The organism is Komagataeibacter xylinus NBRC 15237 (assembly GCF_001571345.1).
Classification (GTDB): Bacteria; Pseudomonadota; Alphaproteobacteria; order Acetobacterales; family Acetobacteraceae; genus Komagataeibacter; species Komagataeibacter xylinus.
Map to the genome: position 1 here is coordinate 40,794 of NZ_BCTP01000008.1, position 25,329 is coordinate 66,122.

Genomic DNA, 25,329 nt, shown 5'->3' on the forward strand with positions numbered 1-25,329 from the left:
TATAGGAAGGGGGTAATGGCAACGCAATCCTCCAGCGCGCACTCCCTGGCCGAGTGCCTGCGCATGACACGGACAATAGCGCTGAACTGCATGCTTGATACGGTCCTGGGGGGGCTGGCGGCAAGCCTTGCGGGCTGGGCGTGCGGGTATCCGGCGCCGGTATCTGGCGGCGTGTGGCACGCCGGCGTGCAGGTGCTCGGCATGGCGGGGCTTGGCGTGGCGGGGTGGCCGTTCCGTATCTTCCAGCAGCACTGGCGCTTTGCCGGGCGGTCCGATTTCTGGCGGCTGGGCGGGGCCTGCGCGCTGGCGGGCGGGCTGGTGCTGCTGGCCACGATCGGGCTGGGCATGGCTGCGCCAGCCTTCAGCATGGTTTACGCCATGGCGGCGTTCGTGCTGCTGGCGGGCGTGCGGGGCGGCTATCAGTACTGGCGGCAGGGCCTGCGGGGGCTCGGGAGCCGCCAGCGCGTGATCGTGCTGGGCGATGGGGAAGACGCCAGCCGCTTTCTCGCACTGGCGCCGCATAGGGGCCGCCGGGTCGCGGGGCTGGTGCTTGAAGGCCGCCAGCGCCGCCCCGGCCGCAGGCTGCGTGGCCTGCCGGTGCTGGGGCAGGTGGGCGACCTGCGGGCCATTCTGGCAGCCCTTGGGGCGGATGAGGACTGGATGGTGGTGGTGGCCGACCCGCATTGCCGGGGCGAGCGGCTTTCCACTGTCCTGCGCATGGCGCATGAAAGTGGCACCCCGGTGCGTTGCATGCCCGACCTGTCCGGCCTGACGGGCACCGCGCGCGCGCCCCTGCACCCCGTAAGGCTGGCCGACCTGCTGCCCCGCCAGCCCATGCCCCCCGATGAACAGGGCCTTGCCAGCATGCTGCGCGGGCGGCGGGTGCTGGTCACGGGGGCGGGTGGGTCGATCGGGGCGGAACTGGTGCGCCAGATCGCCCGCCATGCGCCTGCGGAACTCGTTTTGCTCGATATGGGCGAGTTTCCGCTCTGGCAGGTGGATATCGACCTTGAAGCGACAATGCCCGCGCTGAAGCGCCATATGGTGCTGGCCGACATACGCGACCCCGCGCGCATCGAGCGCGCCTTTGCCCGCTATCGCCCCGAGCTGGTTTTTCACGCGGCCGCGCTCAAGCAGGTGCCCATGGTCGAGGCCAACCCGTGCGAGGGGCTGCTCACCAACGTCACCGGCACCCGCATCGTGGCCGATGCGGCCAGCCGCCACGGGGTGCGGGCCATGGTGCTCGTCTCGACCGACAAGGCGGTCAATCCCGCCAGTGTCATGGGGGTGTCAAAGCGCATTGCCGAGATGTACTGCCAGGCCCTTGATGCCCGCGCCCGGCGCGGGGGTGGCCCTGATGCGATGCGCTGCGTGACCGTGCGCTTTGGCAACGTGATGGGCTCGACCGGCTCGGTCATTCCACTGTTCCAGCACCAGCTTGAGCGTGGTGGCCCGCTTACGGTGACCGACCCGCGCATGCGGCGCTATTTCATGACCGTGTCGGAGGCCGTGGGGCTGGTGCTGCAGGCCAGCGCCTGTGGCACCGGCGCGCAGGAGGACAGGCTTGCCGCCGCCCTGCTGCGCCGGGGCGGGGTGTTCGTGCTCGACATGGGCACGCCGGTGCGCATCCTTGATCTGGCGCGGCAGATGATCGTGCTGGCGGGCCTGCGGCCCGAGCGTGACGTGCAGATCCGCTTTACCGGGTTGCGGCCGGGCGAAAAGCTGGCCGAAGACCTGTTTCACAGCCAGGAAATCCTGCAACCCACCGGCTGTCCCGGTTTGCGGATGGCAACGCCGCGTACGGTGGACCTTGCGCAGGTCGTCAATATCATGGATGCACTGACAGTGGCATGTCGTCAGGGTGACAGCGCGCGGGCGCTGGAACTGGCAGGCCAGCTCGTACCCGAATTTGTCCATAACCCGCACGGCATGGTTACACAGGTTCCGGCGGGGCAGGCCGATGTGGAAAGGAATGCATCATGAACGCTCCGGCGCAGGCGCCCATAGGTTTTCTTGACCTGCCCAGACAGCAGGCCGCCATTGCCGATGCACTGCGCGAGCGTGTCGATACGGTGATGCGGCACTGCCGCTTTGTCATGGGCCCCGAAGTGGCCGAACTCGAATCCCGGCTGGCAGGCTATGTGGGCGCTGCGGAGTGCGTGGGCGTTTCATCAGGCACGGACGCCATCCAGGTGGTGCTGATGGCCGAGGGAATCGGGGCGGGTGATGCCGTCTTCCTGCCCGCCTTCACCTACACCGCCACGGCGGAGGTGCCGCTGGTGCTTGGCGCCACCCCGGTTTTTGTGGATGTGGACCCCCACACCTTCCAGATCGACCCTGAAAACCTGCGCCAGCGCATTGCCGATGTGCGCAGGGCCGGCCGCCTGCGCCCGCGCGCGCTGATCGGGGTGGACCTGTTCGGCCAGCCCGCGCCGTGGCCCGCACTGCGCGCCATTGCGGCAGAGGAGGACCTGTTCCTCATGGCTGATTGCGCACAGGCCTATGGCGCAAGCCTGTCTGGCCGCAGGCTGGGGCGCGAGGGGGTGGCGACCACGCTGTCCTTCTTCCCCTCCAAGCCGCTTGGCGCGTATGGCGATGCGGGCGCGATCCTGACTGATGACCCGCAGCGCGCCGAACTCTACCGCTCGCTGCGCACCCATGGCGAGGGCAAGACCCGCTACGAGGTGCTGCGCACGGGCATGAACGCCCGCCTTGATACGCTGCAGGCGGCCATCATCCTGGCCAAGATGGACCGTTTCGATGCCGAGCTTGCCCGCAGGCGGGCCATTGCCAGCGCCTATGACAAGGGCATCGCGGGCCATCTGGTGCCCCCCGCCCGCGTGGCGGATGGCGAGTCCTCATGGGCGATCTATTCCGTGCTGACCAAAGGCGAGGCCGACCGCGCCGCCATGCAGGAAAAGCTCAAGGCCCGTGGCGTGGCCTCGGCCATCTATTACCCCCGGCCGCTGCACCGCCAGCCGGCCTATGAGGCCTGCCATGATGGCGCATCGCTGCCGGTGGCCGAAGATCTTTCGCGCCGGATCATGGCGCTTCCGCTACATCCGGAACTGTCGGACAATGACGTGGCCCGGGTCATCGCGGCTGTGTGTGCATAAGGAGACCATACGCCAATGAGACGCGAAACCGCCCTGCTGATCGGGTTCCTGTTCATCACCATCGGCACGGCAGCAGGGTTGTGGTACATGGCCATGCCCAATTTCCGGCCGCTAAGCTTCCCCACCATGCAGTCGGGCACCATTGCGGTCGGCCCCATGCGGCGCGAGCGCACGCTCACGGCAGCGCAGGTCAAGACGCTCAATGACTGGCTGCAGGGCCACACCAAGGGTTGGGGGCCGCTGGGCCAGACCCCGCCTTCAAGTGGTGATGCCGTGATGGAAATGCAGGTGGCGCCCGATGGCAAGCAGGCCAGTGGCCCCGCCGTGCCGTACCGCATCACGCTGTGGACCGGCATCAGCGCCGCTGACTGGAACAACACCGTGTTCGTAGAGGAGCGCCCCGGCGCCGTGATCCGCTTCCATCACTACAAGGACAAGGATTTCGACGCGCTGCGGGATCTGGTCAACCAGTATGACTATGCCCGGTCGGCCTTTCCATGAGCCTTGTGCGCGCAGGCACGCAGGGCCTGATCTTTGATTGCGACGGCACGCTCGTCGACAGCCTGCCGCTGTACCGTGAAGGTTGGCTCGCGGCCCTTGAGGATGCGATCGGCCACGGCGTGCCGCCGGAGTGGTTTCATGGCCATGGCGGCATGTCGGAGCACATGGTGCTCGATATTGTCGAGCAGCGCCTTGGCCGCGTGGTGGACCGCGATGGCATCATCTCGAATGCGCGGACCAGCATGCTCAGGCAGTTGCATGTGCTGCGCGAGATCACGGTCGTGACCGATATCGCCCGTGCCTATCATGGCCGCCTGCCCATGGCGGTGGCCTCGAACGGGTCGCGGCAGGTTGTCTCGGCCTGCCTGGGCCATCTCGGGCTTGAGACGCTGTTTGATGTCATCATCACCATTGATGATGTGAACCACCCCAAGCCCGCGCCGGACATGTTCCTGCTGGCTGCCCGCAGCATTGCCTGCCTGCCCGCCACCTGCCTCGTGTTCGAGGACAGCCCGGAGGGCATGCAGGCTGCCACCCGCGCGGGCATGGCGCATGTGGATGTGAATACCCTGCAGGCCTGATGGCCGCAGGGCGACAAGACCGACCTGGTAAAGATAAAAGTTTCTGGGTGCCGCCTTTTTTCAAAAAGGCGGCATTGTGCTTGCCGGTGCCTAAACCCGCTCGTCATCGTCCAGTTTAGGCGTGGCCTTGTCCATGGTGGCGAGCAGGGCGGCGGTGAGGGGCGAGGCCAGGATCAGGCCCGGAATGCCGAGGATGGTGCCAAAGATCGTCTGTGACAGGATGGTCAGCCCCGGCGGCATCTTGACCGCGTGGCGCTGGATGAGCGGCGCCATGACATTGCCCTCGAAGAACTGGATGGCGGCGTAAAGCCCCAGCACCATCACCCCCTCGCGCGTGCCCTGCGACAGCCCGATGAGCACGGCAGGCACCGCCCCCACGAAGGCCCCGATATAGGGAATGAAATTGGCCATTCCCGCCACCACGCCCAAAGCCAGGGCCAGCGGCACGCCAATGCACCACAGCCCGATGAAGGACAGCAGCCCCACCACCGTCATGTCCAGCGCCTGCCCCGCCGTCCAGGCCCATAGCGTGCGGCCTGCGGTCAGCAGCAGCGTGCGCGATGTCCTGCGGTAGGGGTGGGGGATCAGCCGCAGCATGCCATTGACATAGATTTCGGGCGAGATGGCGAAATACAGCCCCGCGATCAGGATCACAGCCAGCGTGCCCGCCGCCCCGAAGGCCGAGGAGACAAAGCCGGTCATCGACCCCGCGATGGACCCGAATCCGGCATTGCCCGAGGTCTGTTCGTTGCCGCCAAGGGTGGTGGGCAGCTTATCAAGGATCATCCGCCCGGTGGAGGAATTGCCCATGCTGTCACGCAGGTTGTGGGCCTGCTCGCTCAGCGCGGTGCGCAGCTTGACCGCCTGCTCCGATATTTCCGGCCCGCTGCTCCAGATCAGGCCGGTCAGCGCGCCGATCAGCACCACCACCACGATGGTCAGCGCCAGCCAGTAAGGCATGCGCGTGCGCCGTTCAACAAGACCGGCAAGGTTATGCAGGATCACGGCCACCAGGGTTGCGGCGAAGATGACCATCAGCACATCGCCGACCACCCAGATCAGCATGACCACGATGGTCACGATCAGCGTCAGCCGCAGCAGGGCATAGATGCGTGCGAGCTGGGTGGCGCGGGGGTCGGTGATGTCATCCTTGTGATGGACAGGCTTTGAATCGGGTTCGTTGGAAGCGGGAGCCGTGGGCGGAGAGGCTGTCATCTATGGGTCCGTATGCTGGGCATGGAACATGTGGAACGGGAAAGGCGTGCGCGTGGCGTGAACCCGGATAACGCCGGGCAGGATGGACGGATTGCCCGAGGGTAAAATTCTGCCACGGATGGTCTGCTAAAGTGATATGGCCCCTGATGGGTTAATGCCGCATTGATGTGCAAGCGGTAAGCCAATCTTCGCCATCGGGAAAGGGCGGATATGTGAGTGACGCGAACATGGCCCCCCTTCCGGCGGGTCGCGCATGGGCGGTCTGGGTGGCGCTGGCAGTGGCTACGTTTGCCATCGGCACGGGTGAGTTCGCGCTCATGGCCCTGCTGCCCGGCGTGGCGCGCTCGCTTGGCGTTGGCGTGCCGGTGGCGGGGCATGTCATCAGCGCCTATGCGCTGGGCGTGGTGGTGGGCGCGCCGCTTGTCACCCTGTTTGCCGCCCGCATGCCCCGGCGCAGGCTGCTGCTGGTGTTGCAGGCCGTGTTCGTGGCGGGCAATGCCGGGTGCGCCCTTGCCCCCGGTTACGGCACGCTGGTGGCCCTGCGTTTTCTGACCGGGGTGCCGCATGGCGCCTTTTACGCCGTGGCGGCGCTGGTGGCGGCAGCGATGGTGCCACCCGCACGCCGGGGGCGGGCGGTGGCGGGCGTGTTTTCGGGCCTTACCATCGCGCATGTGGTGGGCGTGCCGCTGGTGACATGGGTGGGCGAAGCATTGGGCTGGCGCGCGGTTTACGGGCTGGTCACGCTCATGGGTCTCATCGCCTTCGGGCTGATGGCGCGCAGCCTGCCGCAGGTGCCGGTCGATCCTGCCCATGCGTCCTCCGTGCGGCGCGAGCTTGGGGCGCTCGGCCGCCCGCAGGTCTGGCTGACGCTGGCTACGGGGGCGGTCGGGTTTGGGGGCATGTTCTGTGTCGGCACCTATCTTTCCACCGTGCTGCTGGGGGTTACCGGGGTCTCCGCCGATGTGCTGCCGGTAGCCCAGATGCTGTGGGGGCTGGGCATGGTGGCGGGCAACATGGCGGGCGCGCGGCTGGTTGATGTCAGCCCGGTGCTGGCGATCATCGTAACCCTGGTGGCGAGCACGCTCATGTCATGCCTGTTTGCGCTCTGCGCGGGGAATGTCTGGCTGATCCTGCCGGTCATCGGCCTGACCGGCTGCATCATCGCCCTGCTGCCCGCACTCCAGACCCGGCTGATGGACGTGGCAGCCGGGGCGCAGGGGCTGGCGGCAGCGCTCAACCACTGCGCCGTCAACATCGCCAACGCCTTCGGGGCGTGGCTGGGTGGAGCGGTGATTGCGGCGGGTTATGGCGCGCAGTCGGTCGGGTGGGCCGGGGCCTGCCTCTCGGCTGCGGGGCTGGGGATTTTCCTGATCGGGCTGGCCGGTTCCCGGAAAGCGACCTGTAAATGATAGAAGTTTTTGGGTGCTGCCTTTTTTCAAAAAGGCAGCGTTTTTTCGAAGCTTTTTGAAAAAAGCTTCACCAGAAACTTTTATCGGCCTTAGTCCGCATTCGCGGCTTCAAGCTCGGTTTCGGCTTCCAGCCAGTCTTCCTCGGCGTGGTCATGTTCGCGCGCAATGGCGGCTAGGCGGGTGTTGAGCGCCGTCACTTCCTCGGGCTTGCCGGTTTCATACAGTTTGGGGTCGGCAAGGCGGGCTTCCAGCTTTGCGCGTTCGGCCACCAGTTTTGCCATAAGCTGCTCGGCATCGCGGATGCGCTTGCGCAGGGGGGCCGTGGCCTTGCGGGCCTCGGCGCGTTCGCGGCGGTCATCGCGCTTGGGGGCGGCGGCGGGGCGGTCGGGGTTGCTGGCTGCCACCGCGCGGGCGCGTTCGGTCAGCCACACGCGGTATTCCGCCATGTCGCCTTCAAACGGGCGCACCGTGCCATCGCCTACCAGCCACAGGCGGTCGGCCACGAGTTCAACCAGATGCGGGTCGTGGCTGATCAGCAGCACCGCGCCTTCGAATTCCGCCAGGGCGCGGATCAGCGCATCGCGCGCATCAAGGTCGAGGTGGTTGGTCGGTTCATCCAGGATCAGCAGGTGCGGGGCATCGCGCGTGGCAAGGGCCAGCAGCAGGCGGGCCTTTTCGCCGCCTGAGAGGTCGCGCGTGGGGGTTTCGGCCCGTTCCGCATCCAGCCCGAAGCGGGCAAGCTGCGCGCGCACGGCAGGCGGCGTGGCCTCGGGCAGGGCACGGGCCATGTGGTCCACCGGCGTTTCATCGGGCCGCAGTTCCTCGGCCTGATGCTGGGCAAAATAGCCCACCTTGAGTTTGGGGCTGTGCTGGATCGTGCCCGATTGCGGTTCCAGCCTGCCCGCCACCAGCTTGGCGAAGGTGGATTTGCCGTTGCCATTGGCACCGAGCAGGGCGATGCGGTCCTCCATGTCGATGCGCAGCGACAGGTTGGACAGGATGGTGTGATCGCCATACCCCGCGCTCACGCGCTCCATGGTCAGCATGGGCGGCGGCAGGGGCGAGGGCTCGGGGAAGGCGAAGTGACTGGGCACGTCCTCCACCACGCTGTCGATCTGGGGCAGTTTTTCCAGCGCCTTGATGCGGGCCTGCGCCTGCTTGGCCTTGGTGGCCTTGGCGCGGAAACGGTCAACAAAGGACTGCATATGCGCGCGCTTGGCATTGATGCGCTCGGCCATGCGGGCCTGTTGCAGCGCCTGCTCGGTGCGGATGCGCACGAACTCCTCATACCCGCCGGGCGTGAGCGTGAGCTTGCCCCGGTCAAGATGGGCGATGGCATCGACCGCGCGGTCGAGCAGGCCGCGATCATGGCTGACAATCAGGGCAGCACCCCCAAAGCGGGCCAGCCAGTTCTCGAGCCAGATCGTGGCCTCGAGGTCGAGGTGGTTGGTCGGCTCATCAAGCAAAAGCAGGTCGGGGTTGAGGAACAGGGCCGTGGCGAGTGCCACGCGCATGCGCCACCCGCCCGAAAAGTCGGATACCGGGCGCGCCTGGGCGCTGGCGTCAAAGCCAAGGCCGGACAGGATGGCGGCTGCGCGGGCGGGCGCGCTGTGGGCATCGATGGCCAGCAGGCGCTCGTGGATATCGGCAATGCGGGCGGGGTCGGTGCAGGTTTCGGATTCGGCCAGCAGGCCCGTGCGCTCGGTATCGCCCGCCAGCACGGTGTCGAGCAGGGAGCCATAGCCGGTAGGGGCCTCCTGCTTGATGCGGCCCATGCGCGCGCGGGCGGAAAGGTGGATGGAGCCGCCATCGGGCGCGATGTCACCCGCAATGGCGGCCAGCAGCGTGGACTTGCCTGCCCCGTTGCGGCCCACGAGGCCGATCTTGCGGCCAGGGTCGATGCTCAGGCTCGCGCCATCGAGCAGGGTGCGCCCTGCAATGCGCAGGGTGAGGTCAGATATGACGAGCAGGCTCACGGGCGGAAAACTCCGGCAATAAAGGGGGCATGGCTGGTTTCGTGCGGGTTTGTACCTACCAGTCTGCGGCGATATGCTCTAGATGGCGGTTGTAAGGTGATGTCGGCTTATGTCCAATGCCGCCTCGTATATTTTGCAACCCGTTGAAAGGAGCTGTCCCATGGCAGTCGAACGTACCCTCTCCATCATCAAGCCCGATGCGACCCGCCGTAACCTGACCGGCAAGATCAATGCCGTGTTCGAAGGCAATGGCCTGCGCATCGTGGCGCAGAAGCGCATCCAGCTGACCAAGGCGACCGCTGGCGCGTTCTATGAAGTGCACAAGGAGCGCCCGTTCTACAACGATCTCGTGTCCTTCATGATCTCCGGCCCGGTCGTGGTGCAGGTGCTTGAAGGCGAGAACGCCGTGCTGAAGAACCGCGAAGTGATGGGTGCGACCGACCCCAAGAAGGCCGAAGCCCACACCATCCGCGCCCAGTTTGCCGAGAGCATCGAAGCCAACTCCGTGCATGGCTCCGACAGCCTCGAGAACGCGAAGAACGAGATCTCCTTCTTCTTCGCCGGCACCGAGATCCTGCCCTGATCCTTTTGGATCAGTGACGGGCCGGGGCATTTGCCCCGGTTGCGGAAAAGCCGACCTTCGGGTCGGCTTTTTTTATGCCTGCGGGCTGACGGGCGCATCAATATTTTATCGCACATAATGATATTGGAAGGCGACAATGACAGAACTGGCCGCGCAAAGGCCCGGCCAGGATGAAAGCGAAAAAGAAGAAGTGTTTTGGTGAAGCTTTTTTCAAAAAGCTTCGACACGGCGCTGCCTTCATGAAAAAGGCAGCGCCGGGAAGCCCGTTTAAACCGCCAGCAGGCTGTCAGCCGCGTCAGGCACAGGGATCGTGGCCGGAGCCAGCACGCGGCGCAGGGCGGCGGGGTAGAGCCTGTGTTCCTGCACCAGCACGCGGGCGGCGAGCATGTCTGGCGTGTCGCCATCGAGCACGGGTATTGCGGCCTGGCCTATGACCGGGCCTTCATCCATGCCCTCCGTCACCCAATGCACGGTGCAGCCGTGGATGCGGGTGCCGTTTTCCAGCGCGCGCTCATGCGTGTGCAGGCCGGGAAAGGCGGGGAGCAGGCTGGGGTGGATATTGAGCATCCGCCCTTTCCACGCCGTGGTCAGGAAGGGGGTGAGCAGGCGCATGTAGCCCGCAAGGCAGATATATTCCACGCCCGCCGCGCGCAGCGTGGCATCGAGTGCGCGCTCATGGCCTTCGCGGTCGCGGGGGTAGGCGCGGTGGTCGATGGCCTGTGCCGCAAGTCCTGCGGAACGCGCCACGTCCAGCCCCGGCGCGTCGGGGTTGTTGCTCAGCACCAGGGCAATGCGGGCAGGATAGTCAGGCTGAGCGCAGGCTTCGATCAGCGCGCGCATGTTGCTGCCGCGCCCGCTGATGAGGATGGCAATGGGAGTCTTGTGCATCGGGGCGGGGTCAGTCACGCAGTTCGGGTAGTTCATCAAAGGTCAGCGTGGCCGGGCTGTCCGGGCTTTCGCCCTGGGTTATGGTGCCGATGATGAAGGCCTGCTGCCCGCGCTCGGCCAGCTTCGCCATGGCGGCATCGGCATCGCGCACCACCAGCACCATGCCCACGCCGCAGTTGAATACCCGCAGCATTTCCTCGGTGGTGACATTGCCAATGCTGGCCAGCCACGGGAAGACCGGCGGCACCGGCCACGACGTGCCATCCAGCACGGCGCGCACGCCCTTGGGCAGTACGCGCGGCAGGTTGCCCGGCAGGCCGCCGCCGGTAATGTGGGCAGCGCCCACCAGCAGGCCCGCGTGATGCAGGTCGAGCACGGGGCGCACGTACAGGGTGGTGGGCGTCATCAGCGCCTCGCCCAGTGTGAGGCCATCGGCAAACGGGCAGGGGGCATCCCAGCCCAGCCCGCTGCGCCTGACGATGTTGCGCACCAGCGAGAATCCGTTGGAATGCACGCCCGCCGAAGGCAGCGCGATCAGCGTGTCACCGGGGCGGATATCCCCGGGCAGCAGCGCCGTGCGCTCGGCGGCACCAACCGAAAAGCCAGCCAGGTCGTAATGGCCGGGGCCGTACATGCCCGGCATCTCGGCGGTCTCGCCACCCACCAGCGCGCAACCGGACTCGGCGCAGCCCTTTGCTATGCCGCGCACCACCTTGGCGGCATCTTCCACCGCAAGCTTGCCGGTGGCGAAGTAGTCGAGGAAGAACAGCGGCGTTGCGCCCTGCACCACAAGGTCGTTCACGCACATGGCCACGAGGTCGATGCCCACGGTTTCATGCAGGCCGCTTTCAATGGCGATCATGAGCTTGGTGCCCACGCCATCGGTGCATGACACGAGAATGGGGTCGGAGAAACCGGCGGCCTTGAGGTCAAACAGCGCGCCGAATCCGCCAAGCCCGCCCATGGTGCCGGGGCGGTCCGTGGCCTTGGCCGCAGGCTTGATGACCTCGACAAGGGCGTCGCCCGCCGCGATATCCACCCCGGCATCGCGGTAGGTGGCGCTTGGCGCGTTGTCGGAGGCAGGTGTGGTCGGGCGGGGGGCGGACGTCATGCAGCAGGCCTTTTTCACAAGCAAACTATCACTTTCCCGGACTCCCTCGCGCAGGCTATGAAAACCGCCCTTGGAGCCGGGTTCAAACGGACTTCCGGCTTTCTTTACGTCATGGTGGGGCTGCGCACAAAGCGGTGGTTGAGCATACGAAGCTGAAAACGGATGAAAACACGCCTGCCGGGGTGATCGGCCAGATGGTGTTGCCGTTTGCCCACACGCCGCGTTTCCGTGCCGCCGATTTCGTTTTTGCCGCTTCCAACGCCGCAGCCCGGAGCTGGCTGCTCGGCTCCACGCCATGGCCCGAGCGCAGGCTGGCGCTGTGGGGGGCGGCTGGCACCGGCAAGACACACCTGCTTGAAATCTGGGCGCAGCGTCATGGCGCGCGGCTGCTGCACGGGGCCAGCCTGTCGCACGCGCATGTGGCGGCCCTGTTCCCGGCCTGTGGCGCGCGGGCGCCGCTCATGGCCATTGCGCTCGATAGTGCTGATGAATGCGCCGATGAACGCGCGCTCCTGCACCTGATCAATGCCGCGCGCGAGCATGGCATGGTGCTGCTGCTGGGCGCGCGCACGCCACCCGCGCGGTGGGCGGTGGCCCTGCCGGACCTGACCAGCAGGCTGCGTGCGACCATGGCGGTGGCCATTGGCCAGCCGGGCGACGGGCTTTTGCGCGTGCTTTTGCTGCGCCTGCTGGCCGAGCGCCAGATCGTGGTGGCGCAGCCGGTGGTGGAGTGGCTGCTGCGCCGCCTGCCGCGCACGGCGCTGGCCATGCAGGAGGCCGCGAACCGGCTCGACCATGCAGCCCTTGCCTCGGGCCGCCCGGTCACCCGCGCCCTGGCCGCGCAGGCACTGGCCGACCTGCTGCCAGCCGAGCCGCCGCTGGTGCCTGCGGACCAGAAAAACGACGGTTTGCGCGTGTCATAAAAAATTCATCGGCTTTCAGCCTGAAGCATGTTGGCAGGCATCCCATTCAGAATAAAAGTTTTTGGGTGCCGCCTTTTTTCAAAAAGGCGGCGTTCTACCGAAGCATTCTGAAAGCAGCCTCATCCCGGACTTCAGGATGCCGGTCCTGAACGCTGCGGGGCACGCAGGGGCTTGGCGCTGGCCAAGAGGATGCTCCGTCGTCTAGAATCACTTGCAACAAGCAATGCCACCGCCGAACGGGAGCGCGAATCCATTGGCCAGAACGCCACGCAAGCCTGCCACGGGCGCAAAACCGGCGCCCCGCGCGCGCAGCCGCGCAACCTCCACCAAAGCGGCAGGGCGGCAGGTCGCCCTGCGCGAGGCGCCTGAAACCCGGATCGACGCCACATCGCCCGCCCGCTTCATCAACCGCGAACTGTCCTGGCTCGACTTCAACCAGCGCGTGGTTGACGAGGCCGACAATCCCCGCAACCCGCTGCTCGAGCGCGTGCGCTTCCTGTCGATCAGCGCGTCAAACCTTGATGAATTCTATTCCGTGCGCGTGGCCGGGCTTGTGGGGCAAGTGCGCGAGGGGCTGGTCAAGACCTCGCCCGACGGGCTGACGCCGCAGCAGCAGCTTTCCGCCGTGCGCGAACGCACGGGGCGGCTGTTGCAGGAGCAGCAGCGCATCTGGCGCGACCTGCAGCGCGAACTCGATGCCGCCGGCGTGGTGGTGCGCGATGAAATCTCCTTCACCGCCGAGGAACAGGAATGGCTGGAGAGCTGCTTCATGGAGCGCGTCTTCCCCGTGCTCACGCCGCTGGCCATCGACCCCGCCCACCCGCTGCCCTTCATCCCCAACATGGGCATAGCCCAGGCGTTGCGGCTGATGAATGCCGAGACCGGGCAGTTCGTGATGGAGGCGCTGATCCTGCTGCCCGCGCGCATCGAGCGTTTCATCCGCCTGCCAGATGCCCTTTCGCCGCCCGGCGTCACGCGCTTCATCCTGCTCGAGCGCCTGATTGTCATGTGCATCGACCGCCTGTTCCCCGGCCTCGTGGCAGGCGACTGGGGCGTGATGCGCGTGGTGCGCGACACGGATGTGGAATTCGAGGACGAGGCGGAGGATCTGGTCCGCTCGTATGAGAGTGCGCTCAAGCGCCGCAGGCGTGGCGTGGTGATCCATCTCGATATCGAATCGCGCATGCCCGAGGACCTGGCCCGCTCCATGGCCGACGGGCTTGCGCCCCCGCCTGATGAAGTGTTCGTGCAGTCCGGGCTCATCGGGGTGGTGGACCTCAAGCAGCTGATCGTCGATGACCGGCCCGACCTTTTGTTCCCGCCCTACACGCCGCGCTTCCCCGAGCGGATTGTCGATTGCGGGGGCGACTGCTTCGCCGCCATCCGCGCGCGCGACATGATCGTGCATCACCCGTTTGAAAGCTTTGACGTGGTAGTGCAGTTCCTGCGGCAGGCAGCGCTCGACCCCGCCGTGGTGGCGATCAAGCAGACGCTGTACCGCACATCGCGTGACAGCCCGATCGTGAAAGCGCTGATCGAGGCGGCGGAAGCAGGCAAGGCGGTCACCGCCATGGTCGAACTGCGCGCCCGTTTTGACGAGGAGGCGAACATCCGCCTCGCCCGCGCGCTCGAGGCGGCGGGCGTGCAGGTGGTCTTTGGCTTCTCCGACCTCAAGACCCATGCCAAGCTCAGCCTCGTGGTGCGGCGTGAGGGCAGTGGCCTGCGCTCGTACGCGCATTTTGGCACCGGCAATTACCACCCCATTACGGCGCGGATCTATACCGACCTGTCGTTCTTTACGTGCAACCCTGAGCTTGCACGCGATTCGGCGCGGCTGTTCAACTACATGACCGGCTACGCCATGCCTGCCAAGATGGAGGCGATCGCGTTCTCGCCCGTGACCATCCGCCGCACGCTTGAAGACCTGATCGCAGGCGAGATCGCGCATGTGCAGGCGGGCAGGCCGGGGCAGATCTGGCTCAAGATGAACTCGCTGGTCGATCCCGACCTGATCGACCGGCTGTATGCCGCATCCAACGCGGGGGTGCGCATTGTGGCGGTGGTGCGTGGCATCTGCTGCCTGCGCCCTGGCGTGCCCGGCCTTTCGGAGAACATCAAGGTCAAGTCCATCGTGGGGCGCTTCCTCGAGCATGCGCGCATCTATGCGTTTGGTGGCGGGCACCGCCTGCCATCCAAGCAGGCGAAGCTGTACATTTCCTCGGCGGACTGGATGCAGCGCAACATGGACTGGCGGGTGGAAAGCATGGTGCCCATGCTCGACCCGCAAATTCATGCCCGCGTGCTTGACCAGATCATGATGATCGATCTCAAAGACAACCTGCAGTCGTGGATTCTACAGCGTAACGGAGTCTGGCGGCGGCTGGAGCCGGGGCGCAGGCCCTTTTCATCGCATGAGTATTTCATGGAGCATCCGGGCTACCCGGTACGTGGCGCGCCAGAAGCCCCGATCCGGGTCAGCGCATCGCAGCCGTGGCATGCGGAACAGATTATTGAGGACTGAGGATTACGGCATGGGCACGCTCAAGGCAGGACGCGCGGGCAGCATATGGGGCGCGATGTGACGGGTGCTGGCGGGTTTCGCCGTTCGGCGGTCATTGATCTGGGTTCGAATTCCGTGCGCCTTGTGGTGTTTGACGGCATTTCGCGCAATCCCGCGCCTATTTTCAACGAGAAGGTCGTGCTCAGGCTGGGCCGGGGGCTGAACGCCACGGGCCGGCTGAACGAGGAGGCGGTGCCCCTGGCCATGGAGGTCATGGCCCGCTTCAACGCCATTGCGCGCGGCATGGAGGCAAGCCCGTTCGAGGTGCTGGCCACGGCGGCCGTGCGCGATGCGACCAACGGGCCGGAATTCGTGGCGGGGCTGAAATCGCGCCTGCCTGGCGTGCCCATCCGTATCCTGAGCGGGGAGGAGGAGGCCGATTATTCCGCCACCGGCGTTCTGTGCGGCATACCCGACGCCAACGGGCTGGTGGCCGATATTGGCGGCGGCTCGCTTGAACTGATCCGCATCGAGAACGGGCGCAAGTGTGATGCCTGCACCCTGCCGCTGGGGGTGATCCGGCTCGATGACCGCTCCGATGGCGATCTGGCCCGGGCACGCACGCTGGTGGATGAAGACCTGGCCCGCGTGGACTGGCTGGAGGCCGTGCGCGGGCAGGATCTGTATCTGGTGGGTGGCGCCTTTCGGGCGCTGGCGCGCATGCAGATCGCGCGCACGGCCTATCCGCTCAATATCGTGCATCTCTATCAGCTTGCGCCCGACACCGCGCGCGAGATGACGGACTGGATCCTGAGCGCCAACAAACGTTCGATCGAGCGCCTGCCCAACGTGCCGCGCAAGCGGCTTGATGATGCGCCGTTTGCCGCCACCGTGCTGCGCCGGCTCATGCGGCATGCGCAGCCCAACGGGCTGGTCTTCTGTGTCGATGGCCTGCGCGAGGGGTGGTACATGCGCAATGTCGCCGCAAGCGTTGCCGATAACGACCCGCAGCAGGCCGTGGCCCGCGAGATGTGCAGCATGCTCGGGCGCAGCATGCAGTTGCCCGAACGCCTGACGGACTGGACGGCGCCGCTCTTCCCCGATGATGACCCCGTGGCCGCCCGCCTGCGCACGGTGGCGTGCTGGCTTTCGGATGTCGGCGCGCATGACCACCCGGAATACCGCGCCGAGCAGACCTATCTGCGCATCCTGCGCCTGCAGGGCGTGGGCTTTACGCATCAGGCGCGGGCTTTCCTGTCGCTTACGCTTGCGGTGCGCTACGGGGCTGACCTGTCGGTGGCGTATCTGCAACCCTCGCGGCAGTTGCTTGACCCCGCGCAGTTTGCCCGTGCCGTGGTGCTGGGGCAGGCGCTCCGGCTGGCTTACACGGTCAGTGGCGGCACGGAAGCCCTGCTTGATGGCACGCGGCTGGAAATGGCGGGCGGCACGCTGTCGCTGCATTTCGCGCCGGGGCGCGACGTGGTGCAGGGCGAAAGCGTGCGCCGCAGGCTCGAACGCCTGGGCAGCGCCATGGACATGTCGGTGCGCATCCGCGATCACTAAGTTGGAAACTGAATCGGAATAGAAGTTTTTGGGTGCCGCCTTTTTTCAAAAAGGCGGCGTCTGCACGATAGCCTGTAGGCAGATCGGTGACGGAGGGCAGCAATGAAGCACGGCGCGCAACGCGACCTGCTGCTGATACGCGGCGGCACGGTGGTCACGGGGCAGGCCAGCCTGCGGGTGGACGTACTGTGCGGCGGCGTGGGGGAAATCCTAGCCGTGGGGCCTGAGCTTGAAGCCCCCAGCGGCTGCACGATCATTGACGCCGATGGCCTGCTGGTCCTGCCGGGCGGGGTTGACCCCCATACCGGCATTGGTGCGGATGCGGTTGGTTTTGCCGCAACGCGCGATGCACTGGCTGGCGGCACCACCACCGTGATCGACGTGATGCAGCCACAGGGCGGTGATATGGCGCAGGCATGGCGCGACTGGCGGCAGGCTGCGGCCCACGCGCCGGTTGATGTCGGGCTGTGCATGGGGCTGCCGGGTGGCGGTGGCGCAGTCATGGGCGGCATGGACATGCTGGCGGGCCGTGGGGTCAACAGCTTTCACCTGTCCATGGCAGCGGGCATGGCGGATCGTGACATTCTTGATCTGGCAACCCATGCCGCGGGCCTTGGCGCCCTGTGCATTATCGAGGCGCAGAATGCCCAGGCCATGGCGTACCTGCGCGCGGCCCTTGACCATGCAGGCGTGAGCGCAGCCGAAGCCTGCCCGCTGGCCTGCCCGCCCGCCATTGAGGCGGACGCCGTGGGCCGGGCCATCATGCTGGCGGGGCTGGTGGGGGCACCCGTGCATGTCGGGCCGGTTTCAACGGCGGGCGCGTGTGCCGCCATCATCGCCGCCCGCGCCCGGGCCGAGCGCGTGCAGGCGCATGTGCTGGCCCCGCATCTTGTGCTCGATGAGGCGGTGTATGACGCCGATGACGCTTCCCCCTACCTGATCCGCCCGCCCTTGCGCGACGGCACGCACCGGCGGGCGCTGTGGGGGGCGCTGGCCTGTGGCGCGGTGGGCATGGTGGCCAGCGGCTTCAGCCCGGCAGGGCGGGCGGGCCATGGCGTGGCAGGGGGGCTGGCCGAGCGGATGCGCGTGGTGTGGCGGCACGGCGTGCAGGCGGGCGTGATGGAGGCGGAGGAATTCGTCCGCGCCACATCGGAGGCGGCAGCCATGGCCTTCAACATCTACCCCCGCAAGGGCGCCATCATGCCGGGTGCTGATGCCGACCTCGTGCTGTGGAACCCCGATGCGCAGGAGATGCGCCCTGCCAGCGCGGGCGGCCTGTATGGCGGCATTGCTCTGGGCGGCCAGCCAGAATGCGTGATCCGGGGCGGGGTGGTGGCGTTCCGCGATGGCGCGCTGCAGGAAGGGGCAGGCAGCGGTGCCTATGTGCCCTGCCCGGCATTCCGGCCCGGCCTGTCGGTGCGGCTGCGGCAGGCGGCGCGGTTATCCGTTTGAAAACAGGCCAGAGATGAAAGTTTCCGGGTGCCGCCTTTTTTTTAAAAGGCGACATTCTGGAAAAATGCATCATGGCATTGCCCCTTTGCGTTGGGGCAGGGTGACAGCGTAGGATCACCTTCCCATATGATGGGAACACGAAACATCAATGGCTGTTCCGGCTGTCTGCCTTGAGGGGGGTGAGGCAGTCCGTGGCCACAGGAACAAGGGAACAGGTTTGACGGGGATCAGACGCTATATCCGTTTCTATGTCGGAAACGCATATCATGAGTTGGCCACTATCGCGCCAACACGCACGCTGCTGGACTGGCTACGCGAGGAACGTGGCCTGACCGGCACCAAGGAAGGCTGCAACGAGGGCGATTGCGGGGCCTGCACGGTGCTCGTGGTCAGGCTGGAGGGCGAACGCCTGGTCTGGCGCGCGGTCAATGCGTGCATCCAGTTCGTGTCCATGCTCGATGGCGCGCAGGTGCTCACCATCGAGGACATGCGCGCGCCTGATGGCAGCCTGCACCCGGTGCAGCAGGCCATGGTAGACCATCACGGTTCGCAATGCGGCTTCTGCACGCCGGGCTTTGTCATGTCCATGGTGGCGGGCCGCAAGGCGGCAGGGCTTGGGCAGGATGAACGCGGCATTGACGACATGCTGGCAGGCAACCTGTGCCGTTGCACCGGCTATGCGCCCATCGTGCGCGCCATGCGCCACGCCATGCAGGCGGGGCCTGACCATTTCGATGCGATGGCCGATGACATGGCCGCGCGCCTGCGCACCCTGCGCGATGGCACCACGGTTGACATGGCCGGACCCACGGGCCGCCTGACCATTCCGGCAACGGTGGATGCGCTGGCCCACACGCTGCTTGAGAACCCCGATTCCCGCATCGTGGCGGGGGCCACCGATGTGGGGCTGTGGGTGACCAAGGGCCTGCGCGACCTGCCGCATGTGATTGCGATTGGCCAGATTGCCGACCTGCGGCGTATCGAGGTGACGCCGCAGGGGCTTTTCCTCGGTGCGGCGGTGACATGGCAGGAAGCCCGCGCCGCACTGGCGGAAATCCTGCCCCAGCCGGATGAAGAGGTGTTCCGCCGCATCGGCTCGGTGCAGGTGCGCAATGCGGGCACGGTGTGCGGCAACATCGCCAACGGCTCGCCCATTGGTGATGGCCCGCCGGTGCTGATTGCGGCAGGAGCTACCGTGCATCTGCGCCGGGGCGATACGCGCCGCACCCTCGCGCTGGAAGATTTCTTCATCGATTACGGCAAACAGGACCGCGCGCCGGGCGAATTTGTGGAAGGGATCACCATTCCCGTTCCCGCGCCTGATACGGTCATCCGCGGCTGGAAGGTGTCCAAGCGGTTCGATCAGGATATCTCGGCCATTCTGGGTGCGTTTTCGCTCACGCTTGCGCCCGATGGCACCATCAGTAACCCGCGCATCGCCTTTGGCGGCATGGCGGCCACCCCGCGCCGTGCATTACGCACGGAAGAAGCCCTTGCGGGCCAGAAGTGGAATGATGCCACGCTGGAAGCCGCGCGTGCGGCGATCATGGCCGATTTCACCCCCCTGACCGACATGCGGGCGAGTGCATGGTATCGCAGCACGGTCGCCGCCAACCTGCTCACCCGGCTTTATGCCGATTGCGGGCCGCAGGCCGCCCGCGTGCCCACCAGCGTGCATGCCGCCTGCACCGCCACGGGAGACCACGCTCATGGCTGATGCAAACATCGCGGCCACCGCCGCTCCCGTGCCCGGTGGCGCATCGCAAAGCCTGCGGCATGAAAGTGCGGCCATGCATGTGCAGGGCACGGCCAGCTACATTGACGACCTGCCCGAACCCCGTGGCACGCTGCACCTCGTGCCCGGCCTGAGCGCGCGCGCCCATGCCCGCATTGCCTCCATGAACCTTGACGCCGTGCAGCAGGCCGAGGGCGTGGTGGCGGTCTATACGGCGGCCGACATACCGGGTGAGAACCAGATCAGCCCGGTGGGCAAGGGCGATGAGCCGCTGCTGGCCAGGGATATTGTTTCCTTTTACGGCCAGCCGATGTTCGTGGTCGCTGCCACCACGCGCGGTGCCGCCCGGCGCGCGGCGCGGCTGGCGGTTGTGGAATACGAGGATCTTCCCGCCATCGTCGATATCGCGCAGGCCCGCGAAAACGGCAGCCCGCTTGTCTGGCGGCCCATGGAAATGAAGCGCGGCGACGTTCTGGCCGGGCTGGAACACGCGCCGCGCAGGCTTTCGGGCCGCATTACGGTGGGCGGGCAGGAGCATTTCTACCTTGAAGGGCAGGTGGCGCTGGCCCGACCGGGTGAAGAGGGGGAGATGCATGTCACCTCCTCCACCCAGCACCCGACCGAGACGCAGCATATGGTCGCCCATGTGCTCGACCGTCCTGCCAACCTCGTTACCGTCGAGGTGCGGCGCATGGGCGGCGGCTTTGGCGGCAAGGAAACGCAGGCCAATGCCTGTGCCTGCCTCGCCGCCCTCGTGGCCGACAGGACGGGCCGGGCCGCCAAGATGCGCCTCGACCGTGATGACGACATGACCATGACCGGCAAGCGCCATGACTTCGTGATCGATTACGATGCAGGCTTTACCGATGAAGGCCGGATCGTGGCGGTGGACATGGTGCTCGCCGCGCGGTGCGGCTGGTCGGCCGACCTGTCCGGCCCGGTCATCGACCGGGCGCTGTTCCATGCCGATAACGCCTATTTCTACCCCGATGTGCGCCTGCGCTCGGAGCCGCTGCGCACCAACACGCAGTCCAACACCGCCTATCGCGGTTTTGGCGGCCCGCAGGGCATTGTCGCCGCCGAGCGCGTGATCGAGGAGATTGCCTTCGCCACCGGCCTCGACCCGCTCGAGGTCCGCCAGCGCAACGTCTATGGCACGCATGACCGTAACGTCACGCCGTACAACATGGTGGTGGAGGACTCGATCACCCACGACCTGCTGCCCGCACTGGCCCGGCGCTGCCATTATGCGCAGCGCCGCGCGGCATGCCGCGAATTCAATGCCACCAGCCCCTACCTGCGGCGCGGCATTGCCATCACCCCGGTCAAATTCGGCATCTCGTTCACCGCTACCCATTACAATCAGGCAGGCGCGCTGGTGCATGTCTACACCGATGGCTCGGTGCAGGTGAACCACGGCGGCACCGAGATGGGGCAGGGGCTGCACACCAAGATGGTGCAGGTGGCCATGCGCGAATTCGGCCTTGGCCCCGATCAGGTGCGCATTACCGCCACCACCACCGGCAAGGTGCCCAACACATCGGCCACGGCGGCCTCGAGCGGGGCGGACCTCAATGGCATGGCGGTGCTTGATGCCGTGCGCCGCATCAAGCGCAGGCTGGTGGAATTTGCTGCAAGCCACTGGAACGTGAGCGAGGACGAAGTGCGTTTCGCGCCCGATGGCGTGCATGTGGGCCATAAGGTCATCGCGTTCTCGCACCTGACCCGGCAGGCCTATTTCGCGCGTGTGTCCATGTCGGCCAACGGGTTCTATAAAACCCCCAAGATCTCGTGGAATGGCGATACGGGGCAGGGGCGGCCCTTCTATTACTTCGCCTACGGGGCCGCATGTTCGGAGGTGGTGATCGACCTCCTGACCGGCGAGACAAGGATCGACCGCGTGGACATCCTGCATGATGCAGGCCAGTCGCTGAACCCGGCCCTCGACATCGGCCAGATCGAGGGCGGCTTCGTGCAGGGTGCTGGCTGGCTGACCTGCGAGGAACTGGTGTGGGACGAGGCAGGCCGCCTGCGCACGCACGCGCCCAGCACCTATAAAATTCCCGCCTGTTCCGACCGCCCGCGCGTGTTCAATGTGGACCTGCTGGAAAACGCACCCAACCGCGAGCACACCATCTTCCGCTCCAAGGCGGTGGGCGAGCCGCCTTTCGTGCATGGGGTGTCCGTGCTGCAGGCGATATCGGATGCGCTGGCCAGCCTTGATGGCTACCGCACCTGCCCCCTTCTCGATGCGCCCGCCACGCCGGAGATGATCCTGCGCACGGCACAGCGCCTGCGCCGCGACCGGCCTCCGGCCCGCTGAACCCCATGAGCATGGAAATGCGCGCCGATCTGGCCCGGTGGCGGCTCATGGGCCAGCCCGTTGCCCGGATCAGCGTATCCGCCGCGCGTGGCTCCACCCCGCGCGAGGCGGGCACTTTCATGCTGGTCACGCCCACGGAGCAGTCCGGCACGGTGGGCGGTGGCGAGCTTGAATGGAACGCTGTCCATCACGCCCGCGCCCTGCTGGACACGGGGGGCGGGGCGCAGGATCTGCGCGTTGACCTTGGCGGCCGTTCCGGGCAGTGCTGCGGCGGCGAGGTGATGCTGTTCATTGATATGCCCGATGGCAGTGGGCTCGACGCCATCATGGCGGAACTCGAGCGCCAGCGCCGCGAGGCCCCGCTGCTTGTGCTGTTCGGGGCAGGGCATGTGGGCCGCGCGCTGGCCCATGTGCTGGCCCCGCTGCCGCTGCGGCTGGCCTGGTGCGATTCGCGCCCGCATGAATTCGGCCCCGTCATTCCCCCCGGCGTGGACGTGCATGATGATGGCGACTGGCAGCGTCTTGTAACCGATGCGCCCGCAGGCTCCGGCGCGCTGGTGCTGACGCAGAGCCACGCGCTTGACAGCCTGATTGTTGCATCCATCCTTGAACGGGGCGATTTTCGCTATGTGGGCCTGATCGGCTCGCACACCAAGCGCCGCCGCTTCGAGATGGCCTTCCGTGCGCTCGGCCTGCCCGAAGACCGCATCAATGCCATGGTCTGCCCCATCGGGGGGCAGGGCGTGCGCGACAAGCGGCCGCCGGTCATCGCGGCGCTGGTGGCGGCGGAAATCGTCACGCGCTTCCTGCACGCGCCACAGGAAGAAGGTGATGCAGATGGGGATGAGACACGCTTATGAACGATCCGCTTTCGCGCACGCCCCGCATGATGCGCCTGCACGCACGGGGCATTTCCTACTTCAATGCGGTGCGGGAATGCCGTTCCATCCGCGAGGCGGCGCGCAGGCTCAATGTCACGCCCTCGGCGCTGACGCGGCAGCTCGCGCAGATGGAGGCCGAGATCGGCGCGCCCCTGTTCGATCGCCTGCCCGAAGGCATGGTCCTGACCGAGGTGGGCACCATCATGGCCCGCCACATCGTGACCGTGATGCAGGATGCCGCCCGCACGGAGGAGCAGATCAACGCCCTGTCCGGACGGCATGACGGCAGGCTGCGCATCATGGCGGTGGAAGGCATAGCAGGCCAGCTCCTGCCCGCGCTGCTCGAGCGCATCATCTCGGCCTTCCCCACCGTTGAGCTGCATGTGGAGGTCGGCGCCCCCAAGACCATCGTCTCGGCATTGCAGGACGGGCGGGTCGACCTTGGCATCGCGTTCTCGCTGGCGCTTTACCCCGAATTGCGGCGGGTGGCGGTGGGGCACTTTCCCGTTGGTGCCGTGGTGCGCGCCGATCACCCGCTGGCGCACCTGCGCACGGTCACGGTGGAGGAATGCGTGGCCTACCGCCTGATCCTGCCCACGCGCACGCTCTCGCTCTACCGCGTGATGGAGCCGATGCTGCGCCCGTGGCAGGACCGGCTGAACGTGGTGCTGCATACCGGCTCGATCGAACTGACCAACCGCATGGTGCTTGCAGGCGCGGGGCTGGCCTTCCAGTCGCCGCTGGCGGTGGGCGTGCAGCCCGGCCAGGACAGCCTGCGCCACGTGCCGTTGCGTGACACCCGCGCCGTGACCGACCTCGGGGCCTATGTGCGCGAATCCCGCTGGCTGCCGCCATTGCTTGAAACCGTGATCGAGGAACTGCGCCTTGAACTGCGCCGCGTGCAGGGCGTGAGCGACGAGCGCGCGGTCTGAGCTCTGTTGCGATTTAAGCAACGGAATGATGAAATCATTCTACTGGACGAAACACCCAGCGGGCTGATTAGATCAACCCATCGTGGTGCGGTTGGGGGATATCCGCATGACGTCGGGGGACGTCATGCGGGGCTGCATCAGCCAAAGCCGAAAAAAACAGATGGGGACCCGCAGATGGATACCAACATGCAGCCGAAAGACGGGGGGCTGGCAGCGCTCGATGCAGCCGTGCGCCGTGACCTGGAAATCATCCGCTATCCGCGCAAGGAATGGGTTCCCCCCATCGAACGTGATGGCCAGCGCGTGCTTGATGTGGCGATCATTGGCGCGGGGCAGGGCGGCCTTGCCACGGCCTTTGCGCTCAAGCGCAACAACATCACCAATGTGCGCATATTCGACCGGGCATCAAAAGGCGGGGAAGGCCCGTGGGTGACATTCGCGCGCATGATCACGCTGCGCACGCCCAAATACGTGACCGGCCCCGACCTTGGCGTGCCCTCGCTCACCCCGCGCTCATGGTATGAGGCGCAGTATGGTGCGCAGGCATGGGAAAAGCTGGACAAGATCCCCCGTGGGGACTGGCAGGCCTATCTTGACTGGTACCGCGACATCCTCGACCTGCCGGTGGCCAATGATCACGAATTCACGGGTGTGACGTGGGAGGATGGCCTGCTGCGCCTCACCTTCCGCCGCCCCGATGGCACGAGCCATGTGCATTATGCCCGCAAGCTGGTGCTGGCCACCGGCATCGAGGGCTGTGGCACGTGGCATGTGCCCGACTTCATCCGCAACGGCCTGCCGCGCGAGCGCTATGCCCATACATCCGAGGCGATCGATTTTGCAGCGCTCAAGGGCAAGCGCATCGGCGTGCTCGGCGCCGGGGCCTCGGCGTTCGATAATGCCGCGACCGCGCTCGAGGAAGGTGCGGGCAGCGTGACGCTTTGCCTGCGCCGCAAGGAAATTCCCTCCATCAACCCGTACCGGTGGATGGAGAATACCGGCTTCCTCGCCTATTACCCCGCCCTGTCCGATGAGTTGCGCTGGGGCTTCATGCGCCGCATCTTCGACCTCAACCAGCCGCCGCCGCAGGATACGTTCTGGCGGTGCCGCAGGCATGCAAACTTCGCCTACCGTACCGGCTGCCCCTGGACGGGTGCCCGCATGGAGGGCGACGAGATCGTGGTCGATTCGCCCACCGGCGAGATGCGCTTTGACTTCGTGATCATTGGCACGGGCTTCGCCACCGACCTGTCCCGCAGGCCCGAGACCGCATCCTTCGCCCCCTCCGTCGCCCTGTGGGGCGAGCGCTACAAAGCGCCTGCCGATGCCGAGAGCGCGGTGCTGGAAAGCTATCCCTACCTGGGCGACTGCTACCAGTTCCTGCCGCGCCACAAGGATGATCCGCTGGCGCCCATGCTTGCCAACATTCACAATTTCACGTTTTCGGCCACGCCGAGCATGGGGCTGTCGGGGGCCTCGATCAGCGGCATGCGCTTTGGCGTCGAGCGCCTCGCCCACGGGTTGGGGCGTGACCTTTACGTGGCCGATGGCCGCCAGCACCTTGAAAGTCTGCTGTCCTATGACGTGGCGGAACTAGTCAGTCTCGATCCTCCTGTTGCATGATGCACCCCGGGTAGATT

Annotated in this window: 19 protein-coding genes; 15 read left to right on the top strand and 4 right to left on the bottom strand. The window is 66.3% G+C overall.

The features are described 5' to 3' along the window. Positions 1-15: 15 nt before the first annotated feature. The 4 genes from GXY01S_RS05125 to GXY01S_RS05140 are packed head-to-tail and all read left to right on the top strand — an operon-like array spanning position 16 to position 4,198. Positions 16-1,983: a nucleoside-diphosphate sugar epimerase/dehydratase gene (locus tag GXY01S_RS05125; RefSeq protein WP_174520912.1), complete on the top strand. Its 1,968-nt coding sequence runs from the start codon at positions 16-18 to the stop codon at positions 1,981-1,983. Then, positions 1,980-3,116, top strand: a complete 1,137-nt coding sequence (locus GXY01S_RS05130; protein WP_061272553.1) for a DegT/DnrJ/EryC1/StrS family aminotransferase — start codon at positions 1,980-1,982, stop codon at positions 3,114-3,116. The genes GXY01S_RS05125 and GXY01S_RS05130 overlap by 4 nt, the downstream gene beginning before the upstream one ends. 15 nt (positions 3,117-3,131) lie before the next feature. After that, complete coding sequence (locus GXY01S_RS05135; RefSeq protein ID WP_061272555.1) at positions 3,132-3,617, top strand: hypothetical protein; 486 nt, start codon at positions 3,132-3,134, stop codon at positions 3,615-3,617. After that, positions 3,614-4,198: an HAD family hydrolase gene (locus GXY01S_RS05140; protein ID WP_061272557.1), complete on the top strand. Its 585-nt coding sequence runs from the start codon at positions 3,614-3,616 to the stop codon at positions 4,196-4,198. The genes GXY01S_RS05135 and GXY01S_RS05140 overlap by 4 nt, the downstream gene beginning before the upstream one ends. A 90-nt stretch (positions 4,199-4,288) precedes the next feature. Here GXY01S_RS05140 and GXY01S_RS05145 read toward each other — a convergent pair whose 3' ends face one another. Continuing rightward, positions 4,289-5,413, bottom strand: a complete 1,125-nt coding sequence (locus tag GXY01S_RS05145; RefSeq protein ID WP_061272559.1) for an AI-2E family transporter — start codon at positions 5,411-5,413, stop codon at positions 4,289-4,291. Between the two features lie 212 nt (positions 5,414-5,625). Between GXY01S_RS05145 and GXY01S_RS05150 the strand changes: the two genes are divergently transcribed. Next, a complete protein-coding gene (locus GXY01S_RS05150; RefSeq protein ID WP_255210360.1) occupies positions 5,626-6,822 on the top strand; it encodes an MFS transporter in 1,197 nt (398 codons plus the stop codon). 89 nt (positions 6,823-6,911) lie between these two features. Here the strand turns inward: GXY01S_RS05150 and GXY01S_RS05155 are convergent, their stop codons facing one another. Continuing rightward, positions 6,912-8,798, bottom strand: a complete 1,887-nt coding sequence (locus tag GXY01S_RS05155) for an ABC-F family ATP-binding cassette domain-containing protein (RefSeq protein WP_061272565.1) — start codon at positions 8,796-8,798, stop codon at positions 6,912-6,914. Between the two features lie 160 nt (positions 8,799-8,958). Between GXY01S_RS05155 and ndk the strand changes: the two genes are divergently transcribed. After that, on the top strand, positions 8,959-9,381 hold the full coding sequence (gene ndk, locus GXY01S_RS05160; protein WP_010514331.1) for a nucleoside-diphosphate kinase: 423 nt from the start codon (positions 8,959-8,961) through the stop codon (positions 9,379-9,381). A 267-nt stretch (positions 9,382-9,648) separates the two neighbouring features. On the opposite strand, the gene purN is transcribed toward ndk, so the two are convergent. Further along, positions 9,649-10,269 carry a phosphoribosylglycinamide formyltransferase gene (gene purN / locus GXY01S_RS05165; RefSeq protein ID WP_061272568.1) on the bottom strand — a complete coding sequence of 207 codons (621 nt, stop codon included), beginning with the start codon at positions 10,267-10,269 and terminating at the stop codon, positions 9,649-9,651. Positions 10,270-10,279: 10 nt separating this feature from the next. Then, positions 10,280-11,380, bottom strand: coding sequence for a phosphoribosylformylglycinamidine cyclo-ligase (gene purM, locus GXY01S_RS05170; RefSeq protein WP_061272571.1), 1,101 nt, complete (start codon positions 11,378-11,380; stop codon positions 10,280-10,282). A gap of 134 nt (positions 11,381-11,514) precedes the next feature. Here purM and GXY01S_RS05175 point away from each other — a divergent pair, with 134 nt between their 5' ends. From GXY01S_RS05175 to GXY01S_RS05215, 9 genes are all read left to right on the top strand, one after another. Then, positions 11,515-12,303 (top strand): P-loop NTPase family protein, encoded by a 789-nt coding sequence (locus GXY01S_RS05175; RefSeq protein WP_082770725.1) that lies wholly within the window; start codon positions 11,515-11,517, stop codon positions 12,301-12,303. Between the two features lie 223 nt (positions 12,304-12,526). After that, positions 12,527-14,824: an RNA degradosome polyphosphate kinase gene (locus GXY01S_RS05180; RefSeq protein WP_061272574.1), complete on the top strand. Its 2,298-nt coding sequence runs from the start codon at positions 12,527-12,529 to the stop codon at positions 14,822-14,824. Positions 14,825-14,869: 45 nt separating this feature from the next. Then, positions 14,870-16,366 carry a Ppx/GppA family phosphatase gene (locus GXY01S_RS05185; protein ID WP_061272577.1) on the top strand — a complete coding sequence of 499 codons (1,497 nt, stop codon included), beginning with the start codon at positions 14,870-14,872 and terminating at the stop codon, positions 16,364-16,366. A gap of 102 nt (positions 16,367-16,468) precedes the next feature. Beyond that, positions 16,469-17,818, top strand: a complete 1,350-nt coding sequence (locus GXY01S_RS05190) for an amidohydrolase family protein (protein ID WP_061272580.1) — start codon at positions 16,469-16,471, stop codon at positions 17,816-17,818. A gap of 226 nt (positions 17,819-18,044) precedes the next feature. Continuing rightward, positions 18,045-19,535 (top strand): xanthine dehydrogenase small subunit, encoded by a 1,491-nt coding sequence (gene xdhA, locus GXY01S_RS05195; RefSeq protein ID WP_061272713.1) that lies wholly within the window; start codon positions 18,045-18,047, stop codon positions 19,533-19,535. Continuing rightward, positions 19,528-21,876, top strand: a complete 2,349-nt coding sequence (xdhB, locus tag GXY01S_RS05200; RefSeq protein ID WP_061272582.1) for a xanthine dehydrogenase molybdopterin binding subunit — start codon at positions 19,528-19,530, stop codon at positions 21,874-21,876. The genes xdhA and xdhB overlap by 8 nt, the downstream gene beginning before the upstream one ends. Positions 21,877-21,881: 5 nt before the next feature. Further along, a complete protein-coding gene (gene xdhC, locus GXY01S_RS05205; protein WP_061272585.1) occupies positions 21,882-22,736 on the top strand; it encodes a xanthine dehydrogenase accessory protein XdhC in 855 nt (284 codons plus the stop codon). Next, the gene (locus GXY01S_RS05210; protein ID WP_061272588.1) at positions 22,733-23,689 is read left to right on the top strand and encodes a LysR family transcriptional regulator; all 957 of its coding nucleotides are present in this window, start codon (positions 22,733-22,735) and stop codon (positions 23,687-23,689) included. Before xdhC ends, GXY01S_RS05210 begins: the two co-directional genes overlap by 4 nt. 174 nt (positions 23,690-23,863) lie before the next feature. After that, a complete protein-coding gene (locus GXY01S_RS05215; RefSeq protein ID WP_061272592.1) occupies positions 23,864-25,312 on the top strand; it encodes a SidA/IucD/PvdA family monooxygenase in 1,449 nt (482 codons plus the stop codon). Positions 25,313-25,329 lie beyond the last annotated feature (17 nt).